The following is a 444-nucleotide window of genomic DNA, read 5'->3' as shown; positions in this document are numbered from 1 at the left end:
CCCAGAATCTCTTTTGAGTGTGTAGCAACAGGTTTCTGGTTGCGCAGGCCTTGACTTGCGTCTTATTTATCCAGGTCGGATGCCTGATGCCGCTCCGGCTCCTGATCCGCCTCTTCGCCCCAGGTGCGGTTGACCTTCTGGCCTTTGATGACGGCAGGGCGCGCGGCGATTTCTTCCGTCCAGCGAATCAGGTTCGGGTATTCGTGCACCGACAGGAACTCGGCGGCCGAATAAACCTTGTTCCTTACCAGCGCGCCATACCATGGCCAGACCGCGATATCGGCAATCGTGTAGGTATCGCCAGCCAGGTAGCGGTGCTCGCCCAGTCGGCGGTTCAGCACATCGAGTTGGCGCTTGGCCTCCATCGCGAAGCGATTGATGGGGTATTCGAGTTTCTCCGGCGCGTAGGCGTAGAAGTGCCCGAACCCGCCACCCAGGTAGGGC

1 protein-coding gene is annotated in these 444 nt (G+C 59.9%); it reads right to left on the bottom strand.

Features of this window, described 5'->3' with window-relative positions; genetic code table 11:
* Positions 1 to 62: 62 nt before the first annotated feature.
* Positions 63 to 444, bottom strand: a 382-nt coding sequence (locus ALO43_RS08120) for a glutathione S-transferase C-terminal domain-containing protein (RefSeq protein WP_174518492.1), incomplete at its 5' end; no start/stop codon positions are given.

It is taken from the genome of Pseudomonas tremae, from assembly GCF_001401155.1.
GTDB classification, from domain to species: domain Bacteria; phylum Pseudomonadota; class Gammaproteobacteria; order Pseudomonadales; family Pseudomonadaceae; genus Aquipseudomonas; species Aquipseudomonas tremae.
This window is presented reverse-complemented; position numbering and strand designations above follow the sequence as displayed.